Raw genomic sequence first — 18,256 nt, 5'->3', positions numbered from 1 at the left:
CGCTGCTGATCTCCAAGGAGTGTTGCCATGAATCGCTGGCCTGAAATCCTCGCCGCGGGCGCCATCGCCGCCGCCATTGCCGGCGCCGTGCTGGCCCAGGGCGCGTCCGCGGAGCCCGCGGTCGCCGCCGACGTCGTCCTGCCGTCCGGAGGCGAAGGCGCCGCCTTCGCGATCACCGGCGTGCGCGTGTTCGACGGCGAACGGGTGTTGCCCGCCGCCAATGTCGTCATCCGCGATGGCCGCATCGCGGCGGTCGGTGCCGATGTCGCCATCCCGGCCGGCATCGAGGTCGTGGACGGCGCGGGCCGGACGCTGCTGCCCGGCTTCATCGACGCGCATACGCACAGCTGGGGCGAGGCGCAGCGCGACGCCCTGCGCTTCGGCGTCACCGCCGAGCTCGACATGTTCGGCGACTGGAACCGCATCCCGGCGCTGCGCGCGCAGCGCGAATCGCTCGGTGCCACCGGGCAGGCCGACCTGTGGACCGCCGGCGCCACCGTCACCACCGCCGGCGGCCACGGCACGCAATACGGCTTCCCGGTGCCGACGCTCGCCGCCGACGGCGATGCCGCGGCGTTCGTCGCCGCGCGCGTGGCCGAGGGCTCCGACTACATCAAGCTGATCGTCGAGGATTTCAGCACCCACTCCGACGAGCGCCGCCTGCCGACGATCACGCCGGCGCAGGTCGCCGCCGCGATCACCGCGGCGCATGCGCACGAGCGCCGCGCGGTGGTCCACGCGTCGTCGCAGGCGGATGCGCTGCATGCGGTTGAATCCGGCGCGGACGGCCTGGTGCACGTGTTCCATGACGCCGCCGCATCGCCGGAGTTCGTCGCCGCTGCCCGCAGCAGCGGCGCCTTCGTGGTGCCGACGCTGTCGGTGGTCGCAAGCTTCGCGCAGGACGGCAGCGGCAGCGCGCTTGCGGCGGACGCGCGGCTGGCGCCCTGGCTGGCCGCGGAACAGCGCGGTGCGCTCGAAGCCGCATTCCCCGGCGCGCCGCGTCCGGCGGCATTCGACAACGCCCTGCGCAGCGTCGCCGCGCTGCATGCGGCGGGCGTGGACGTGCTTGCCGGCACCGACGCGGGCAATCCCGGCACCACCCACGGCGCCAGCGTGCACGGTGAACTGGCACTGCTGGTCCGCGCCGGCCTGTCGCCGCGCGCCGCGCTGGCCGCGGCCACTTCGGTGCCGGCGCGTCGCTTCGGCCTCGACGACCGCGGCCGCATCGCGCCCGGGCTGCGTGCCGACCTGCTGCTGGTCGATGGCGACCCCACCGCGGACATCGCCGCCACGCGCGCCATCGCCGGCATCTGGAAAAACGGTCACGCCGTCGTCCGCCCGCGCATGGACGCGCCGGCTGCAGCGCCGGCGATCGCCGCAGGCGCGCTGCTCGCCGACTTCGAGGACGGCGCGACCGGCGTGCGCTTCGGCCACGGCTGGCAGCTCACCACCGATGCCATGGCGGGCGGCACATCGGTCGCCGACCAGGCCTGGGCCGCAGGCGGCGCCGCAGGCTCGCGTGGTGCGCTGCGCGTGGCGGGCGAGATCCGCCCCGGCTTCGCCTTCCCCTGGGCCGGCACCATGTTCCATCCCGGCGCGCAGCCGATGCAGCCGGTGGACGCGTCGGCGCGCAGCGAACTGGTGTTCCAGGCGCGCGGCGACGGCCGCGGCTACCAGGTGATGCTGTTCTCGGGGCCGTCGATGCAGGCGCTGCCGAGCATGCAGGCATTCACCGCCGGACCGGAGTGGCGCGAGGTGCGGATCCCGCTGGCGTCCTTTGCCGGCGCGGACGTGGCCACGCTGCGCGCGGTGGCGATCACCGCCGGCCAGCCGCAGGGCGCGTTCGAGCTGTACATCGACCAGGTCGAGTTGCGCTGAGTGGCGCATCATCGCGCCATGGAACATGCAGGCGCGCACCGCGCGAAGTTGTCCGGCTGGCGTGCGTGGGTGCAGCCGGCGCCCGATTCGGCGCTCGCCGCGGTGCAGCGCCAGGGCCGCTCGGCGTGGACCGAATGGGTGCACTTGATGTGGTCGGCGTGGGTGTTCACCACGCCGCTGTTCACGCCGGACGGCTACAGCACGCGCTGGGCGCTGCTCACGCTGCTGACGTATCCGCTGTTCGTGCTGCTGTACGCCTGCGTGCTGCTGCGCCCCGAGCGGAACGCCTGGCGCTACGCCCTGGCGATGATCGCGCTCGGCATGCTGCTCCTGCCCTGGTATCCATCGGGCATGAGCTATTTCGTGTTCGGCTGCGTGATGCTGCGCAGCCAGCGCGCGCGCTCGCTGGTCCGCTACGTGTTGCTGCTGGCCGTGCTCAACGCCGCGTTCGTCGGCTTCGCGCTTTGGCTCGGCTACCCGTGGCAGGCGGTGGTGTGGCTGCCGCTGGTCGCCCTGATCGTCGGCACCATCGTCCACGTCGAACACGCCAGCCATGCCGCGGACGCGGCGCTCAGGCTGTCGCACGACGAAGTGCGCCGGCTGGCCGCGCTCGCCGAGCGCGAGCGCATCGGCCGCGACCTGCACGACCTGCTCGGGCACACGCTGTCGCTGGTCGCGTTGAAGTCGGACCTGGCCGCGCGCCTGGTGGAGCGCGACCCGGCGGCGGCGCGCGCCGAGATCGATGCCGTGAGCCGTGTCGCGCGCGATGCGCTGGCGCAGGTGCGCTCGGCGGTCAGCGGCATCCGCGCGGCGGGCATCGCCGCCGAGCTGGCATCGGCAAAGCTGCTGCTGGAATGCGACGGCGTGGGGCTGCGCCATGACTGGGATGAGCGCGGCCTGGCCGGCGGCGCGCTGCCGGCACGCGTGGAGACCACGCTGGCGCTGGTGCTGCGCGAAGCCGTGACCAACATCCAGCGCCACGCCCGCGCGCAAAGCGCGGAGATCACCATGCGTGCCGCGGGTGAGGGCATCACGCTGCGCATCCGCGACGACGGCCGTGGCGGCGCGATCGTGCCGGGCAACGGCGTGGGCGGCATGCGCGAGCGCATCGAGTCGCTTGGCGGGCGCATGGATATCGGCCCGGCGCCCGGCGGAGGCACGGTGGTGGAGGCCTGGCTGCCGCTGTCGGCGCACGCTGCCGGCGACCACGACCACGACCACGAGAATCCTGACGGCCCTGCCGACGCTGGCCTGCGCCGCGCCACGGATGGCGGCGCATGATCCGCATCGTGCTCGCCGAGGACCAAGCCCTGCTGCGCGGCGCGCTCGCCGCGCTGCTCGCGATGGAGGCCGACATCGAGGTGGTGGCCGCGGCGGCGGACGGCGAGGCCGCCTGGCGCGACCTGCAGGGCACCTCGCCCGACCTGCTGGTCACCGACATCGAAATGCCCGGCCTCACCGGCCTGGAGCTCGCACAGCGCATCCAGCGCCACGGGCTGGCGACCAAGGTCGTCATCGTCACCACCTTTGCCCGCGCCGGCTACCTGCGCCGCGCGCTGGATGCGGGCGTGCACGGCTACCTGCTGAAGGACGCGCCGATCGAACGGCTGGCCGAGGCGCTGCGCCGGGTGCACGCCGGTGGCCGCGCCATCGATCCGCAGCTCGCGCTCGAAGCGTGGTCGGAGGCCGACCCGCTCAACGAGCGCGAACGCCAGGTGCTGCGCCTGGCCGGCGAAGGCCAGGCGGCCGCCGACATCGCCACCGCGCTCGGCCTGTCGCATGGCACGGTGCGCAACTATCTGTCGGAAGCGATCGGCAAGCTCGGCGTCGGCAACCGCATCGAGGCGTATCGCCTCGCGCGGCAGAAGGGCTGGCTGTAGCCGGACTCAGCCGGCCGCGCGCGCCTTGAGCATCGCGTAGGCCGCGCGCAGCCCCAGCGCCTCGCCCCCGGCGGGGCGGCCGGGGCGATCGCTGTCATTCCAGGCGTAGGTGTCGAGGTGCGCCCACGGCATGTCCTTGGGCACGAAGCGCTCCAGGTACAGCGCCGCGGTCACGCTGCCGGCCATCTTCGAGCCGGCGTTGGCCAGGTCGGCGACCTTGCTGGTCAGGTAGCGCAGATACGGCCTCCACAGTGGCATGCGCCACAGCGGGTCGCGCACCTGCACGCCGGCGTCGAGCCAGGCTTGCGCCAGCGCGTCGTCGTTGCTGAAGAGCGCAGGCAGGTCGGGGCCGAGCGCGATGCGCGCGGCGCCGGTGAGGGTGGCGAAGTCGAGGATCAGGTCGGGCGCCTGTTCGCCGGCATAGGCCAGCGCGTCGCCGAGGATCACCCGGCCCTCGGCGTCGGTGTTGTCGATCTCGACGCTCACGCCGGTGCGCGTGGCGATCACCTCGCCGGGGCGGAACGCGTCCGGGCCGATGGCGTTCTCCACTGCCGGCACCAGCAGGGTGATGCGCAGCGGCAGCCCGCGTGCCATCACCAGCTCGGCAAGCGCCAGCGCGTGCGCCGCGCCGCCCATGTCCTTCTTCATGTTGCGCATGCCGTCGGCCGGCTTGATGTCCAGGCCGCCGGTGTCGAAGCACACGCCCTTGCCGACGATCGCCACATGCGGGTGCGCGGCGTCGCCCCAGCGCAGCGCCAGCAGGCGCGGCGCGCGGTGCGAGGCGCGGCCGACGGCGTGGATGGCGGGGAAGTTCTGCGCCAGCAACGCGTCGCCGGTGATCGCCTCGAACGCCGCGCCGTGCGCCTCGGCCATGCCGCGCGCCACGTCTTCGAGCTGTTCCGGCCCCATGTCCTGCGTCGGCGTGTTGACCAGGTCGCGCACGCGCACGCAGGCGGCGAGGATGTCGGCGGCCTCGGCATCGGGCTGCGCCAGCACGAGCCGCGCCGGGGGGCGCGTGCGCGCCTTGTAGCGGTCGAAGCCGTAGCTGCCCAGGCCCCAGCCGAGCTGCAGGGCGTGGCGTGCGGCGTCATCGAGTGCTGCCGCCGGCGCCCAGTCGCCGCCCGGCAGCGCCATCGGCGCGTGCGCGTAGCTGGCGGGGTCGAGGCGGTCACCGATGCCGAGCACGGCGCTTGCCGGCCCGCCGTCGTCGGCGGGCAGCAGCAGGTGGCTGCCCGGTGCCGCGTCGAAACGGTTGGCATCGAGCCAGGCACCGACGGCCTCTGGTTGCGCGGCGCGCCAGGCGGCGAGGCCGTCGCGGTCGACCAGGTGCAGCGGCTGTGCGGAAGTGGCGTCGGCTGTGCCGGTGACGGGCGTGGAACTCATGCGGGGGTGCTCCGTGTGTCGTCGCCCGGCGCGGCGGTCGCCGCCTCCAGCCAGTCGGCCAGTCCGGACAGGGTGTCGAAATTGAGGTCCGGCGTGGCGCTGCGGTGCCGCCACGGCGGGCGGCGGCCGTCCGCGCCGCGACGGTTGATCCAGCAGCTGCGCAGCCCGGCGCGCGCGGCGCCGGCGACATCGGCCTCGGGATGGTCGCCCACGTGCAGCACTTCGGCGGGCGCGAGGCCCACGCGCTCGCAGGCGGCGAGGAAGATGCTGGCGTCGGGTTTGGCCGCGCCGTGTTCCTGCGCGCTGACGCTGGCGGCGAAGTGGTGGCGGATGCCGATGCGGTCGAGGTCGGCGTTGCCGTTGCTCAGCGCCACCACCGGCACCCGCGCGCTGATGCGCGCCAGGGCGTCGCGCGCCTCGGGATAGAACTCGACTTCGTTGCGCGCGGCGAAGAACACCTCGTAGGCTGGTCCGGCGAGCGCCAGGTCGGCGCCGCTCTCGCGCAGCGCGTGTTCGATGGTCAGCCGGCGCAGCGCCGACATGTCATGCGCGAGCTGCGGGTGGCGGGCGAACATCTGCTCGCGCAGCGTGCGCATGGCGGCGACCGGGAACATCTCAGCGGTGGCGGGGCAATGCGTGCGCATCCAGTCGTCGAGCGCGTGTTCGATGCGCACGCCGATCGGGGCGAACGGCCATAGCGTGTCGTCGAGGTCGAGAGTGATGGCGCGGACGTCGAAGGCCATGGCGCCATTGTACGTGGGCCTCACTCCAGCAGCCGGGCCCAGCCTTCGAGTCCGTCGATGCGCGAGACCACCAGTTTCGCGCAGGCCAGCAGCGGCACCGCCAGCAGCAGGCCGATGATGCCCCACAGCGCGCCGAACACCATCAGCGCGAGGATCAGCACCAGTGGCGACAGGCGCATGCGCTGGCCGAGCACCAGCGGGGTGAGGATCTGGCCTTCCAGGGTGTGCAGGCCGAGATAGATCGCGGCCGGCAGCAGCGACGGACCGACCTCTTTCCAGGTCACGAAACCCATCACCAGCATCGCCACGATGCCGATCATCGGCCCCACGTACGGCGCGAAGTTGAGCAGCATCGCCAGCGTGCCCCAGAGCAACGCCTCCTGCATGCCCACGCCGAGTGCGAAATGCAGGATCGCCGCCAGCAGCAGGCCGACGGCCGCGTTGATCAGGCTGATGGTGAACACGTAGCGCGAGATCTCGCGCTCCACCGACTGCATGATCTCCACGGTGACCCGCTGCCGCTGCCGGGTGGGCAGAAGCGCGATGGCGCGGCGCTGCAGGTCTTCGCCGAACACCATGAAGAAGAACGTCAGCAGTACCACCGCGAGCACCGATGCCACGGCCTTGGGCGCCTTGTTGAAGATCGCGTAGGGGTCGTCCTCCTGGGTGCGGATCACTTCGGGGCGGCGGCCGCCCGCCCCTTCGCCGCCAGCGAGCCGTGCGATGTCTTCCGCCACGCGGTTGGCTTCGTGCACGGGCTTGGCCAGGTCGCGCAACTCACCGCCGAGCTGGCGCATCTGCTTGGGCGCTTCCTGCATCCAGTCGATCGCCGGTGCGAGCAGCTGCTGGCCGAGCAGCCCGGCCGCGGCAAGCCCGCCCGCCAGCACCAGCAGCGCGGCCAGGGACCGCGGCAGGTACAGCCGGCGCAGCGCCCGGATCACCGGGTTGCCGATCAGGGCGAAGAACATCGCCAGCAGCACCGGGAGGATCACGTCCTGCGCCACCCACAGCGTGTAGCCGATCGCGAGCGTGGCCAGCACCAGCACGGCGAGCGATGCCGGCGGTCGGCGTGCCGGCGCGGCATCCGCCACGCCTGCGGCAGCGGGCGCAGGCGCCGGCGCGGAGGCAGGTACCGGCACCTTGGTGACGGGTGTTGGTTCTTCGCTCATGGATCCGCTCCCGCGGGTCAGCGCCGTTCCGAGAGTTCGGTGGCGGCTTCGGCCGCAACCGGTGGAACATCCCACGCCGGATCGGCGCTGTAGCGGCGTTCGCTCGGCGACAGCGTCGGCGCCGAAGCCGCGTCCGCCGCGCCCACGGTAGCCTCGGTGGCCGCCGCGACTTCGGCCTCTGCGCCCTTCGCGGCGCTTTCCGCGCCCTCCGCGGCGAACTTCGCCTGCAGCGCGCCGACCAGGCCGGCCACGCTGCTGGCCAGCTGCAGCCAGCGGGCGCCGCCGAGGCCGCCGATCGCGGCGCCGGCATGCACCGGCCGCGCGCGCCCGGCGAGGAAACCGGCGATGACGCCGGCGATGACGATGCGCGTCGGCGTCAGGGTCTCGCGCCACGCGGTGCCGAGCACGCGCAGGTCCGCGGCGACCTGCCGCTCGCGGGCCTCCAGCGCATCCTCGGCCTGTTCCACCTTGGCGAGCAGCTTGTCGAAACTCACGGGCGCGGTTTCCTCATGGCGGGGTGACGTTGACGCCGCGCTCGTCGCGCACCGGTGCACGGTTGGCCTCCTCGCGCACGCGGACCTCGGCGGCGCGTGCGGATTCGGCGGATGCGGCGCCGGGCACGAGTTCCGACAACTCGCCGATGCCAAGGCGAGCGAGCTGGCGCCGGGTGGTTTTCAGGCGGGTGTGTTCGAAATACGCGGCCGCCTTGCGGACGGCCAGCCATGCGCCCAGCGCGCTGAGCATGGCGCAGCCGCACAGCGCGACCCACCAGGGCAGCCCTAGCTGGCTGCTGAGCAGCACGATCAGCGCCGCCATCAGCAGCAGCCATGACGACGCCCCGAACACCACCGCCACGCCCGCGAACGCGATGCTGCGCCCGGCCGCGCTGCGCGCGAGCGAGACGTCGGCCACCACCAGGCTGCGGAATGCCTTGGCGGCTTCGCCCGCGGCACCCACGCCGGACTTGCCGGTGTCGCGCAGGCCACGCAGGGATTCGATCAGGTCGGGGGGCGGGGCACCGTCCGTCGCGCGGTCGGGCGCGCCCTCACCCGGCATGGCGTTGCCGTCGGGGCCGGGTGCCGTCGGGCCATGCCGCCCGCCGGGTGCGGGCCCCGGCGGTGGTGCGGACGGGGGCGGTGTTCCCTGCACGCCGGATTACTTGCCGCCGCTGCGCGCGAGCTTGGCGATGATCCAGCCGGCGGCGAAGGCGACGCCGAAGGATGCGATCGGACGCTCGCGGATCAGGTCCGCGGCGCTGTCGAGGAGGTCGCGGCCCTTGTCGAGCAGCTGGTCCACCTGCTCGCCGCCGGCGCCGGCGGCTTCTTCCAGCGCGGACAGCCCGGCCAGCGCGCCGTCGGCGAGGTCCGACTTCAGGTTGGCCCTGCCGAGGCGGAGTTCTTCACCGGCCGCCGCCGCCGCGCCGCGCAGCGCGTCGGCGGAATCGACCGCCGCCTGCTTCACGTGGCCGCCGGCGGTGGACAGGTTGCTCTTCAGGTTTTCGGTGTGGGTCGGGGTCATTGCGGTCATCTCCGTTGGGGGGTCATTCGATCGCCAGGTTGCCCTGGCTGCGGCCGCGCTGGATGCGCAGCACAAGCGATTGCGGTGGATCGGACAACGCGGTGCGCAGGCCGGCGAGGTCGGCGGCGCGGGCGCGGCCGACGGCGAGCACCACGTCGCCTTCGCGCAGTCCGCTGCGCGCGGCGCGGCTGTCCGGCGCCACGCTCTCGACCAGCACGCCGCCCGCGCCACTGCGCCGCAGCGCCTCGGGCAGGTCGGCGAACGACGCGCCTGACAGCCGCGGGTCGAGCTGCTGTCCGGCGATCATGCGCGGCTGCTCGCGCAGCGTGGTGGCGACCTGGCGGGTCGTGCCGTCGCGGCGTACCTCGAGCGTGACCCGCGCATTGGCCGGCTGCAGGCCCTGGAAGTTGCGCAGCGACTCGCTGTTGGCGATGCGCTGGCCGTTGGCGGCGGCGATCACGTCGCCGGGCCGGATGCCGGCCTCGGCCGCGGCGGAGCCGGGATAGACGCGGGTCACCACCGCGCCCCGGCTGCCCGGCTCCAGCCCGAGGCTGGCGGCGAGCCGGTCGTCGAGATCCTGGCTGTCGAGGCCCAGCGATCCGCGGCGCACCTCGCCGGTGGAGGCGAGCTGCTGCAGCACGTCACGCGCCAGGTTTGCCGGGATCGCGAAGCCCAGGCCGATGTTGCCGGCCATGCTGCCGCGCGGGTTGAAGCTTGCGGTGTTGATGCCGACCAGTTCGCCGCGCAGGTTGACCAGCGCACCGCCGGAATTTCCCGGGTTGATGCTGGCGTCGGTCTGGATGAAATTCTGGAACCCCACGCCGGGCACGTTGCTGCGCCCGACCGCGGACACGATGCCCGAGGTCACCGTCTGGCCGACACCGAACGGGTTGCCGACCGCGACCACGAAGTCGCCGACCTCCAGCGCGCTGCTGTCGGCAAGCGGCATCGCCTGCAGCGGGGTGCCGTCGGGCGCCACCGGGATCTTCATCAGCGCGATGTCGGTGTCGCCATCGGAGCCGACGAACTCGGCCGCCAGGGTGCGGCCGTCCGCCAGCGTCACCGACACCTCGTCGGCGCCCTCGATCACGTGGTGGTTGGTGAGAACGTAGCCGCGCGCGGCGTCGACGATGACGCCCGAGCCCAGCGACTCGTTGATCCGCTCCTCGGGGATGTCGGGAAACATGCGGCGGAAGAAGGGGTCGTTGGCGAACGGGTTGTTGATGCGCACGCGCTGGCGGGAATGCACGCTGACCACCGCCGGCGTGACCCGGCGCAGCATCGGCGCAAGCGAGGGCAGGGCCTGGCCTTCGACCGTGGCGGGCACCGTCGCCAGCGTGGGAAGCAGCAGCGTCGGCGAGGCCGGCTCGACCGCGCGCGCGGGCACCTGCAGCGCATCGCGGATCGCTGTGGCGGCGAAACCGCCAAACGCAGCGGCAAGGGTCAGGGTGAGGAGGGTTCGCGTCGAGTGCTTCATCGGCATGGTGCGGAGGGGAACCCTGTCGAGTTTCGCCGGGACTGGTGCAATCGTCCCTGAAAGCTGGCGTGGCTGGAAAACGGCGGCATGTGGCGACCCGACAACCCGGAGGCACCCGACAGCGTCTCCGGGTCGGACGGGATCGACAACGTGCCTAAGCTACCGTAACCGCTACGTGAGGAACCGCAGCGGCAGCTGCCGCCAGGCCCCGGCGTCACCGCTCAGAACGCATGGCGCAGGGCGAGCATCCAGCTCCGGTCGCGGCGGTCGTCGGCGCCGTCGGCGTAATCCATCCGCCATTGCGAATACCGGCCGATGTCGCCGCCCAGGCCCACGCGCAGCGCGCCGCCGCCGGCTTTGCGCTCGCCCGGCAGCGCGAACCCGACGTCTGGAACGCCGCGGAATGCCGCACGCAACGTGGTGTCGTCGATCACGTCTCGATGGAAGCGCGCGTCCAGCTCCAGGCGCAGCCGTTGCCGGCCAATCGTCCAGTCGCGGGCGTAGCGCGCGCCCACCGCGGCGGAGAGTCGTGTCGACCGCGATGGCCCGGCGACCAGTTCGAAGCCGGTGTCGCCCTGTTCGGCGAACGCATCGCTCCGCGCGCGGCTGTAGTCCAGCGCCAGGAACGGCACCAGGCTGCCTGCGCCGAGCGGCACGGCACCGCCGATCTCGCCATGCAGGAACCCGTGTTCGAAACTGCGCTGCGAATGGGCGACATGACGGCCGTCGGCGCCGGGTTCGATGGGCCGTTGCAGTTGCAGCCAGGTGCGGCCGGCGCCAAGCACGCCGTTGAGGTGCCAGCCATCGCCGCGGTAGTGGGCATGGAAGGCCGCCGCCGGCGATTCGCCCTCTCCCACGCCGCCCAGCCGGTCGACCTGCAGTGCTGCGCGTCCGCCGCTGACGCTGCCACCGACCAGCAGGCGCGGTGACAGCCACCGGTCGAGCCCGGTGGCCGGGCCTCCAAGGCCATGGCCGGGCGCATGCGCGCGCGCAGCATCCGCCCACCACACCGTCCCGTAGTCGTAGGCCTGGCTGGCCAGTCGCGCATCGAGCTGCGCCGACGCCTCTGCGGAACGCCGGTGCAGCGCCTCCTGCATGGTCGTGTGGGCGTGGCCGGCCAGGCTGTCGAAGCTGCGCTTCGCCTGCGCCGGATCCTGCAGCCACAGCAGCGATGCCGCCGACGCGAGGAAGCTGCGCTGCGCGTCGTCCAGCGCGGTGCGCGGCAGGAGCGCGAAGCGGTCGGCGCCGGCGAGCGCGCTGTCGAGGTTGGACGCGCTGGCGAGGCTCAATGGGTCGCTGATCCCGTTGGAGGCCGAAGCGGCCTGCAACGAGATCCGGGTGGCATCGAAGAACACGTCGCTGGCGGTGTAGCGGAGCGCACCTTCGAGGAACAGGCTGGTCGTGGACCAGCCATCGAACGCGCCGCTGACGCCGTCGTCGGCATGCAGGACCAGCACGCTGCTGGGAGCGGTGGGCAGCACGTACTGCGCATCACCGCGGGCCAGCAACAGCCAACCGTCGAGCGCGGCGGTGCCGGTGACCTGCAGGTGCCTGCCCAGCACGGTTTCCAGCACGCCTTCCGCCAGCTGGGTGTAGTTCCCGTCGATGCGCTGCTGCGGGACTGACGCGCAGCCGTGGATGCCGCTCCAGCAGGTCAGGTTGAGTCGCTCCTCGTTCACCACGTTGCCCTGCACGGTCCCGAGCAGCCACAGCTCGCTTTCCCCGGCGAAGCCCAGCCCGGTGTAGTCGTGGTGGATGTGCACGTCCGACACCAGCCTGTCCCAGACAACCAGGGTGGTGCCTGCGATCCCGGTGCCACCGGCAAAGCGGTATTCGCCATCCTTCAGGTTCACCCACCCGCCGCCCGACATGCCGCCATGCACGAACAGCTTGTGCGCGCTCTGGCGGCCTCCGCTCATCCCGTACTCGTCGAAGGTCAGCGTGTACACGCCTTCCAGGACGCAGTCATCGGTGATCGGGGCCTCGCAGGGCTCCGGCGGTGGCGGTAGATCAGGAGGGGGTGGTGATGATGGTGGCGATGGGGCGGCCGTGGACGAGGCCAGGTCGCTGCCGCTCCCGCCGGCGCAGGCGGGCACGAGCAGTGCGGCAAGGCAGAGGATGGAGACTCGGGGCAGGGTGGGGGTCATGACGGCGTTCCTCGCGTGGATGGGCGTGTCTGCCCAGTCCGATACAACGCCTCACGTGGCCCGTTGCGCCTGCAAAATCCACTGAAACAAGCTGAAACATCCTGAAACCGCCGACTGACGCGGTCCTTGCCGGCATTCCGGCCGGGCGCGCGTGGGTGGGACGTGTCGCATGTGCCGCGCGTCTCGATTTTCGCCGGACGGCGCGACACCGCTGGGCCGGCGTCCGGATGCCCGTGTGGGCGATTGACTTCGCCCCGCACCGCGCTTAACGTCACTGCCCTCGGCCACAACATGTTGGGGTCGGGCAGGCAGGCAGGGCCCAGTGGTTGTTGAATGGGCTTCAGGCAGCGCAGACGCCACAGGGGTGGTTCAGCATGCAGGACGTCGCAGCCGGCTACCACGAAGAATGACTTTCGCACGGTGCGCGTAGCGCGCCTGCGGCTTTGCCGTCGGCGCGATCCGCCCACCGCGGTCCGCGACCGGCATCACAACAAGAACGGGCCTGTGCACGCGCAGCCGGGCAGCGACAAGGAGATAGGAGCAGCATGAGCACGGTTCGCCTGGAGGCTGTACAGAACACCATGGCCGGCAAGGAGCAGGACATCCCGATGCAGCCGGCCTCGGCCGACATCTGGGACAAGAAGTACCGCCTGAAGACCAAGCAGGGCGACGCCGTCGATGCCGACATCGATGGCACCTACCAGCGCGTGGCCCGCGCGCTGTCCGAGGCCGAGCCGACCGCGGAAAAGCAGAAGTACTGGAACGAGCGCTTCCTCTGGGCGCTGCGCCGCGGGGCGATCCCCGCCGGCCGCATCACGTCCAACGCCGGCGCACTGGCGCACAAGCCCGCCACCAGCACGATCAACTGCACGGTGTCCGGCACCATCGTCGATTCGATGGACGGCATCCTCGAGAAGGTCCACGAAGCCGGCCTGACGCTCAAGGCGGGCTGCGGCATCGGCTACGAGTTCTCGACGCTGCGCCCGCGCGGCGCGTTCGTCGCGGGCGCCGGCGCGTATACCTCCGGCCCGATGTCGTTCATGGATATCTACGACAAGATGTGCTTCACGGTATCGTCGGCCGGCGGCCGCCGCGGCGCGCAGATGGGCACCTTCGACGTCGGACATCCGGACGTGCGCGACTTCATCCGCGCCAAGCGCGAGGATGGTCGCCTGCGCCAGTTCAACCTGTCGCTGCTGGTCACCGACGGCTTCATCGACGCGGTCAAGTCCGATGGTGACTGGCCGCTGGTGTTCCCGGTGAGCGACAAGGAAACCGGCGACATCGACATGGCCGACCCGGCGCAGGTGGTGTGGCGCGAGTGGCCGCAGCACGCCGGCTACATCGTCCGCGACGACGGCCTGGTGGCGTGCAAGGTCTACGGCCACATCCGCGCGCGGCACCTGTGGGACATGATCATGGTCTCGACGTACGACTACGCCGAGCCGGGCTTCATCCTGATCGACCGCGTCAACGAGATGAACAACAACTGGTGGTGCGAGACCATCCGCGCCACCAACCCCTGTGGCGAGCAGCCGCTGCCGCCGTACGGCGCCTGCCTGCTCGGCTCGGTCAACCTGACCAGCTTCGTGCACGGCGCGTTCACCGACCAGGCGACGTTCGACTGGGAGGAATACAAGGAGGTCGTGCGCGTGTTCACGCGCATGCTCGACAACGTGGTCGAGGTCAACGGCCTGCCGCTGGAGGAGCAGCGCCGCGAGATCATCCGCAAGCGTCGCCACGGCATGGGCTTCCTCGGCCTCGGCTCCACGCTGACCATGCTGCGCATGAAGTACGGCTCGCAGGAGAGCTGCGAGTTCACCGAGCGCATCGCCCGCGACATGGCGGTGGCGGGCTGGGAAACCGGCCTGGCGCTGGCCGGCGAGAAGGGCCCGGCGCCGATCATGGAGGAGCGCTTCGAGGTTACCGCCGAAATGCTGCGCAAGCGCCCCGAGATGGCGCGCGACGGCTGGAAGATCGGCCAGGAGGTCCCCGGCAAGGTCCTGCACGCGCGCTATTCGCGCTACATGCAGCGCATCGCCGAGGTCGCCCCCGAACTCGTCGAGCAGCTCGCCGAGACCGGTGCGCGCTTCACCCACCACAGCTCCATCGCGCCCACCGGCACGATCAGCCTGTCGCTGGCCAACAACGCCTCCAACGGCATCGAGCCGTCGTTCGCGCACCACTACAGCCGCAACGTGATCCGCGAAGGCAAGAAGTCCAAGGAAAAGGTCGACGTGTTCTCGTACGAGCTGCTCGCCTACCGGGTGCTGGTCAACCCGAAGGCGATGCCGTTCAGCGAGGAGGCGGATGCGAAGCTGCCGGACTATTTCATCAGCGCCGACGACATCAATCCGAAGGAGCACGTCGACGTGCAGGCCGCGGCGCAGAAGTGGGTCGACTCGTCGATCTCCAAGACCGCCAACGTCCCGACCGACTATCCCTACGAGGACTTCAAGGACATCTACCTGTACGCGCACGCGCAGGGGCTGAAGGGCTGCACCACGTTCCGCTTCAATCCCGCCGCGTTCCAGGGCGTGCTGGTCAAGGATTCCGACCTCGAGAACACCCTGTACCGCTTCGAGCTCGAGGACGGCAGCACGGTCGAGGTGAAGGGCAACGAGGAGATCGAGTACGACGGCGAGATGCACAGCGCCGCCAACCTCTTCGACGCGCTCAAGGAAGGCTATTACGGCAAGTTCTAGCCCGGTCGCCGCCCGCCCCGCGTCGACGGGGCGGACGGCTGTGCACTCCGCGTTTGCATGCACGGAACGGCTTCGCGCTACATTTCGCCCCGCGGGCGCTTTGCCCGCCACACGACCGACGAGGGGAACAAGATGAGCAACGGCAACGGGGTCGCCACGACCCTCAGCAATGCCGCCGAGGCCGTCGCCGACAAGGCGAAGGAACTTGGTGCCGCGGTGTCCAAGCGCGCCTCCAGCGCGGTGAAGACGGCGAAGACCACGGCGAAGAAGGCCGAGAAGGCCGTGGCCAAATCCGCCGTCAAGGCGAAGAAGGCCGTGACCAAGCGCGTGGCCAAGGCCAAGAGCAGCCTGGCCGCGACCAGCGCCAGCGCCAAGGCCGAGGCCGGCACGCTCAAGCGCAAGGGCGTGGGCAAGAAGGCTGCGAAGAAGGCCACGGCCAAGAAGGCGGCGAAGAAGGCGACTGCCAAGAAAGCGGTGAAGAAGGCCGCGAAGAAGGTGGCCCGGAAGACGGCGGCGACCAAGGCCGCGGTGAAGAAGGCCACCCGCAAGGTAGTGAAGAAGGCGGCCACGAAAAAGGCCGCGGTGAAGAAGGTCGCGAAGAAGGCCGCGAAGAAGGCGACGAAGAAGGCCGCCCCCAGGAAGGCCGCGGCGAAGAAGGCCGTCGGCAAGGCGGTCCGCAAGGCCGCACCGAAGAAGGCCGCGAAAAAGGCCGGCGCCCGGAAGTCCGCCGCCAGGTAATCCCGCCAGGTCCTCCCCCGCATGGGGGAGGACGGGCACCAACGAACACCAGGAACCCGCGTCATGGCCGTCAAGATCGAGAAGAAAATCACCGGATACGCTGTCGTCAGCGCAGCGGACAAGGCCGCAAGTGCCGATGCCGCCGACCGCGCGCTGTCCGGGCCCGCGTTGCCCACCGCCGAAGTGATCCAGATGCACGAGCGCATCGAGCGCCCCGAGATCCTGATCGGCAACACCTACAAGATCAAATCGCCGCTGGTCGAGCACGCGATGTACGTGACCATCAACGACATCGTGCTCAACGCCGACACCGAACACGAGTCCCGGCGCCCGTTCGAGATATTCATCAACTCCAAGTCGATGGAACACTTCCAGTGGATCGTCGCGCTCACCCGCATCATGTCCGCGGTGTTCCGCAAGGGTGGCGACGTCACCTTCATCGTCGACGAGATGAAGGCCGTGTTCGACCCGAAGGGCGGCTACTTCAAGGCCGGTGGCGTGTACATGCCGTCGCTGGTCGCCGAACTCGGCAGCATCGTCGAGGACCACCTGAAGTCGATCGGGATGATGCACGACCCTGACATGAGCGATGCCACCCGGGCGCTCATCGCCGAGAAGCGCGCCGCGTTCGCCAAGCTGGACCTAAAAAAAAACGCTGACGTGAGCCCGCGCGGGGCGTCCGCCGCTGGAAGCCAGGGTGCGCGCGAGGACATCGAAGTCACGGGCGACGGTGCGGTGTTCCCGCCGTCGGCCACCATGTGCCACAAGTGCAGCACCAAGGCGCTGGTGATGATGGATGGCTGCGCGACGTGCCTGAACTGCGGCTACTCGAAGTGCGGGTGAGGCAGCGATCGCAGCAGGGCCGCCGACGGTCGAGCGCCGGACTGCGGCCTAGCGCGCGGGCCTGGACGCCTGCAATGCCCTGACCCGTTCGATCTCCGCAGGCAGCTTGCGCTGCAGCATCGTGAGCAGGTCCGCAGCGGCGGTGCCGTCGAGCGCCGCGCCGTTCCCGGCCACGGCGCTGACGCGCGTCGTGGATCGGCGGACCTTGGGTGACAGCGGCACGGCACGGGTCAGCAGCAGGATGTCCTGGCCACGATAGGTGACCGCATGGAGGTCGAGCATCTCCGAGCGGCCTTCGAGCCGGATGTCACTGCTGCGCACCAGCAGCTGGCCGACCGCATTCCAGGTATCAAGCCTGTCCGCCGTGATGAGGAAGCCGTCGCGCATGGCGGGCGGCGCCTGCACGGGTGCGACCCCGTCGCTGTCCGCCTCGCCATCGATCCGCGGCGCGGTGCTGCAGCCCGCGGCCAGCAGCACCGCACACATCACCCATGCGCATCGTGAATTGCGCGGCAGTTGCGGCGGCAATCGGGACATGTCGCGATGATGCTCGCTGGCCGTTGCGCCGGCAACGCCGTCGGGCGGCTGGGCCGCTTCGCGTAGAATCCGCCGCATTGCGCCGGGGGGGCGCGGCAAGGGGAACGCGATGGGACGCGCAAAGGGCCTGTGTGCCGTGATATTGCTGATGCTGGCGTGGTCGGCCGGCGCGCACGCGGCCGACAAGAACGTCGGCAACGGCAAGGGTGCCGCGGCGCCCGCCGGGGACGTCATCCGCTGGATGCTGCCGTGGCGCGAGGGCGTCACGCTGCGCTATGCCACCGAGGACTACGACGACGAGCACGACGGCGACGGCCGCGAGCGCACGCGCATCACCGGCATCGAGACCGTCAGCATCCGCAAGGCAGGCGAGGACGGCTACCTGCAGGAGTGGTCGTTCGCGGACACGCGGTTCGAGGTGCTGGAGGGCGAGCCGGCCGGTGTCGAGGTGACGCAGGGCCTGATGGAATCGCTGGGTGACCTGGTGCTCGAGGTCGAGCTCGATGGTGAAGGCAACTACCAGCGCATCCGCAACCTGACCGGGGTCGCCGCGCGCATGCGCCCGGTCATGAAGGAGGCAATGGTTGCGGCGACCGCCGCGGCGCTGGACGCCGAGTTCGCCGCCGCGGCCCCCGGCGACGCCGAAGCGGCGGTCGACCCCGCAGTCATGCAGGCGGCACGTTCGGCCGCGCTGCAGACGGTCGACGGCATGGTCGAACGGCTCACCTCGCCCGAGGTGCTCGAGCGGCTGCTGTCCGAGGACGCCGTGCGCTACAACGATTTCGTCGGCGTCGAGCTCGAGGACGGCCGCGAGTACGAAGTCGACGTCGACCTCGACAATCCCCTTTCAGGCGGCAGCCTGCCGGCGCGCGTGACGTTCGGCATCCACCTGCGCGAGTCCGATCCCGATGACGTGTTCCTGGAATGGACGACGCGCGTGGACCCGGCGAAGGCCGCCGAGGCGGCACGCCACTTCCTCGGCATGCTGCTGGAGTCGATGCCCGAGGAGGCGCGTGCGCAGCTGCCCGCGGAGCTGTCGATCATTGAGAACGGGTTCGTGCTGTTCCGCCGCTCCACCGGCGTGGTCGAGATGCTCGAGGCCACGCGCACCGTGCGTGCGGCGGGCCAGCTCAAGGTCGAGCGCCGTCGCATGCGCCTGCTCGATGACGACCACCGGCACGAGTGGGCCGGCGACGACGCACCGACGCCCGCGCAGGAGCCGGCCGACGCGGCGTAGG

At 71.1% G+C, this 18,256-nt stretch carries 16 protein-coding genes; 7 read left to right on the top strand and 9 right to left on the bottom strand.

What is annotated here, in order from left to right; genetic code table 11:
• Positions 1-27: 27 nt before the first annotated feature.
• Genes JGR64_RS12095 through JGR64_RS12085 form a run of 3 tightly spaced genes read left to right on the top strand, consistent with a single transcriptional unit; the run spans position 28 to position 3,758 of the window.
• Positions 28-1,878, top strand: coding sequence for a CIA30 family protein (locus JGR64_RS12095; protein ID WP_199373619.1), 1,851 nt, complete (start codon positions 28-30; stop codon positions 1,876-1,878).
• An 18-nt stretch (positions 1,879-1,896) separates the two neighbouring features.
• Positions 1,897-3,159, top strand: a complete 1,263-nt coding sequence (locus JGR64_RS12090) for a sensor histidine kinase (protein WP_199373618.1) — start codon at positions 1,897-1,899, stop codon at positions 3,157-3,159.
• Positions 3,156-3,758: a response regulator transcription factor gene (locus JGR64_RS12085; RefSeq protein ID WP_199373617.1), complete on the top strand. Its 603-nt coding sequence runs from the start codon at positions 3,156-3,158 to the stop codon at positions 3,756-3,758. The genes JGR64_RS12090 and JGR64_RS12085 overlap by 4 nt, the downstream gene beginning before the upstream one ends.
• A 6-nt stretch (positions 3,759-3,764) precedes the next feature.
• Here JGR64_RS12085 and JGR64_RS12080 read toward each other — a convergent pair whose 3' ends face one another.
• From JGR64_RS12080 to JGR64_RS12045, 8 genes are all read right to left on the bottom strand, one after another.
• Positions 3,765-5,141, bottom strand: coding sequence for a leucyl aminopeptidase family protein (locus tag JGR64_RS12080; protein WP_199373615.1), 1,377 nt, complete (start codon positions 5,139-5,141; stop codon positions 3,765-3,767).
• A complete protein-coding gene (locus tag JGR64_RS12075) occupies positions 5,138-5,884 on the bottom strand; it encodes an HAD-IA family hydrolase (RefSeq protein ID WP_199373613.1) in 747 nt (248 codons plus the stop codon). Before JGR64_RS12075 ends, JGR64_RS12080 begins: the two co-directional genes overlap by 4 nt.
• 20 nt (positions 5,885-5,904) lie before the next feature.
• Positions 5,905-7,053 (bottom strand): AI-2E family transporter, encoded by a 1,149-nt coding sequence (locus JGR64_RS12070; RefSeq protein ID WP_199373611.1) that lies wholly within the window; start codon positions 7,051-7,053, stop codon positions 5,905-5,907.
• Positions 7,054-7,070: 17 nt separating this feature from the next.
• Complete coding sequence (locus JGR64_RS12065; RefSeq protein ID WP_199373609.1) at positions 7,071-7,547, bottom strand: hypothetical protein; 477 nt, start codon at positions 7,545-7,547, stop codon at positions 7,071-7,073.
• 13 nt (positions 7,548-7,560) lie between these two features.
• The gene (locus tag JGR64_RS12060; protein ID WP_199373608.1) at positions 7,561-8,109 is read right to left on the bottom strand and encodes a phage holin family protein; all 549 of its coding nucleotides are present in this window, start codon (positions 8,107-8,109) and stop codon (positions 7,561-7,563) included.
• Positions 8,110-8,208: 99 nt separating this feature from the next.
• Positions 8,209-8,571 (bottom strand): hypothetical protein, encoded by a 363-nt coding sequence (locus JGR64_RS12055; RefSeq protein ID WP_199373606.1) that lies wholly within the window; start codon positions 8,569-8,571, stop codon positions 8,209-8,211.
• Positions 8,572-8,593: 22 nt separating this feature from the next.
• On the bottom strand, positions 8,594-10,048 hold the full coding sequence (locus JGR64_RS12050; RefSeq protein WP_199373604.1) for a Do family serine endopeptidase: 1,455 nt from the start codon (positions 10,046-10,048) through the stop codon (positions 8,594-8,596).
• A 221-nt stretch (positions 10,049-10,269) separates the two neighbouring features.
• Positions 10,270-12,195: an autotransporter outer membrane beta-barrel domain-containing protein gene (locus JGR64_RS12045; protein ID WP_199373603.1), complete on the bottom strand. Its 1,926-nt coding sequence runs from the start codon at positions 12,193-12,195 to the stop codon at positions 10,270-10,272.
• Positions 12,196-12,740: 545 nt separating this feature from the next.
• On the opposite strand from JGR64_RS12045, the gene JGR64_RS12040 reads away from it, so the two are divergent.
• The 3 genes from JGR64_RS12040 (at position 12,741) to JGR64_RS12030 (ending at position 16,481) form a co-directional block, all read left to right on the top strand.
• Positions 12,741-14,900: an adenosylcobalamin-dependent ribonucleoside-diphosphate reductase gene (locus JGR64_RS12040; protein WP_199373602.1), complete on the top strand. Its 2,160-nt coding sequence runs from the start codon at positions 12,741-12,743 to the stop codon at positions 14,898-14,900.
• A gap of 132 nt (positions 14,901-15,032) precedes the next feature.
• Positions 15,033-15,638, top strand: a complete 606-nt coding sequence (locus JGR64_RS12035; protein ID WP_199373601.1) for a hypothetical protein — start codon at positions 15,033-15,035, stop codon at positions 15,636-15,638.
• Between the two features lie 63 nt (positions 15,639-15,701).
• Positions 15,702-16,481, top strand: a complete 780-nt coding sequence (locus JGR64_RS12030) for an NrdJb (protein ID WP_199373600.1) — start codon at positions 15,702-15,704, stop codon at positions 16,479-16,481.
• Positions 16,482-16,529: 48 nt separating this feature from the next.
• Here the strand turns inward: JGR64_RS12030 and JGR64_RS12025 are convergent, their stop codons facing one another.
• On the bottom strand, positions 16,530-17,117 hold the full coding sequence (locus JGR64_RS12025; protein ID WP_234446955.1) for a hypothetical protein: 588 nt from the start codon (positions 17,115-17,117) through the stop codon (positions 16,530-16,532).
• A gap of 10 nt (positions 17,118-17,127) precedes the next feature.
• On the opposite strand from JGR64_RS12025, the gene JGR64_RS12020 reads away from it, so the two are divergent.
• A complete protein-coding gene (locus JGR64_RS12020) occupies positions 17,128-18,255 on the top strand; it encodes a hypothetical protein (protein WP_199373598.1) in 1,128 nt (375 codons plus the stop codon).
• Position 18,256 lies beyond the last annotated feature (1 nt).

Origin of the sequence: Luteimonas sp. MC1572 (assembly GCF_016615815.1) — a bacterium.
GTDB lineage: Bacteria > Pseudomonadota > Gammaproteobacteria > Xanthomonadales > Xanthomonadaceae > Luteimonas.
This window is presented reverse-complemented; position numbering and strand designations above follow the sequence as displayed.

Bases quoted from the DNA above. Each gene is read 5' to 3' on its own strand.
- JGR64_RS12095 (WP_199373619.1), top strand. From the start codon at position 28: ATGAATCGCTGGCCTGAAATCCTCGCCGCGGGCGCCATCGCCGCCGCC.
- JGR64_RS12090 (WP_199373618.1), top strand. From the start codon at position 1,897: ATGGAACATGCAGGCGCGCACCGCGCGAAGTTGTCCGGCTGGCGTGCG.
- JGR64_RS12085 (WP_199373617.1), top strand. From the start codon at position 3,156: ATGATCCGCATCGTGCTCGCCGAGGACCAAGCCCTGCTGCGCGGCGCG.
- JGR64_RS12080 (WP_199373615.1), bottom strand. From the start codon at position 5,141: ATGAGTTCCACGCCCGTCACCGGCACAGCCGACGCCACTTCCGCACAG.
- JGR64_RS12075 (WP_199373613.1), bottom strand. From the start codon at position 5,884: ATGGCCTTCGACGTCCGCGCCATCACTCTCGACCTCGACGACACGCTA.
- JGR64_RS12070 (WP_199373611.1), bottom strand. From the start codon at position 7,053: ATGAGCGAAGAACCAACACCCGTCACCAAGGTGCCGGTACCTGCCTCC.
- JGR64_RS12060 (WP_199373608.1), bottom strand. From the start codon at position 8,109: ATGCCGGGTGAGGGCGCGCCCGACCGCGCGACGGACGGTGCCCCGCCC.
- JGR64_RS12055 (WP_199373606.1), bottom strand. From the start codon at position 8,571: ATGACCCCGACCCACACCGAAAACCTGAAGAGCAACCTGTCCACCGCC.
- JGR64_RS12050 (WP_199373604.1), bottom strand. From the start codon at position 10,048: ATGAAGCACTCGACGCGAACCCTCCTCACCCTGACCCTTGCCGCTGCG.
- JGR64_RS12045 (WP_199373603.1), bottom strand. From the start codon at position 12,195: ATGACCCCCACCCTGCCCCGAGTCTCCATCCTCTGCCTTGCCGCACTG.
- JGR64_RS12040 (WP_199373602.1), top strand. From the start codon at position 12,741: ATGAGCACGGTTCGCCTGGAGGCTGTACAGAACACCATGGCCGGCAAG.
- JGR64_RS12035 (WP_199373601.1), top strand. From the start codon at position 15,033: ATGAGCAACGGCAACGGGGTCGCCACGACCCTCAGCAATGCCGCCGAG.
- JGR64_RS12030 (WP_199373600.1), top strand. From the start codon at position 15,702: ATGGCCGTCAAGATCGAGAAGAAAATCACCGGATACGCTGTCGTCAGC.
- JGR64_RS12020 (WP_199373598.1), top strand. From the start codon at position 17,128: ATGGGACGCGCAAAGGGCCTGTGTGCCGTGATATTGCTGATGCTGGCG.